We start from the raw sequence: 447 nt of genomic DNA, 5'->3' as shown, positions 1-447 counted from the left end.
GCTGGCCGACGTGACCGGCGGGCTGGGCCCGATCCGGCACGTCGATGTGGCCTGGGTTCGCGCCCGCGGGGTGCCCGACGCGGGCGGCTGGTTCACCCGCCGCGACCAGTCCGGCGGGGGCGCGCTGGTGGACCTCGGCTGGCACCTGCTCGACACGGTGCTGCCGCTGCTCGGCCCGGCCCGGGTCACTCACGCGATCGGCAGCGTCTCGGACGACTTCGTCAACGACAGCGCCGCCCACGCCGCCTGGCGCGGCGGGGCCGACACCGCAGGCCATGTTCCCGGCGACGTCGAGGACACCGCCCGGGGGTTCCTGCTCACCGACACCGGCGCCTCCGTCGCCCTGCACGCCTGCTGGGCCTCGCACGAGTCGCTGGACCGCACCACCGTCACCGTGCACGGCGCCGCGGGGTCGGCGACGCTGCGCTGCACGTTCGGCTTCAGTCC

1 protein-coding gene is annotated in these 447 nt (G+C 76.3%); it reads left to right on the top strand.

Annotation, left to right across the window (positions count from 1 at the left end; genetic code table 11):
- A partial coding sequence (locus KBX39_RS32845; protein WP_247660843.1) for a Gfo/Idh/MocA family oxidoreductase occupies nucleotides 1-447 on the top strand: 447 nt, incomplete at both ends.

It is taken from the genome of Micromonospora sp. D75 (assembly GCF_018070405.1).
In the GTDB taxonomy this organism is placed as follows: domain Bacteria; phylum Actinomycetota; class Actinomycetes; order Mycobacteriales; family Micromonosporaceae; genus Micromonospora; species Micromonospora chalcea.
Note: the sequence above shows the minus strand (reverse complement) of the source record. Positions and strands in the feature narration are given on the sequence as shown.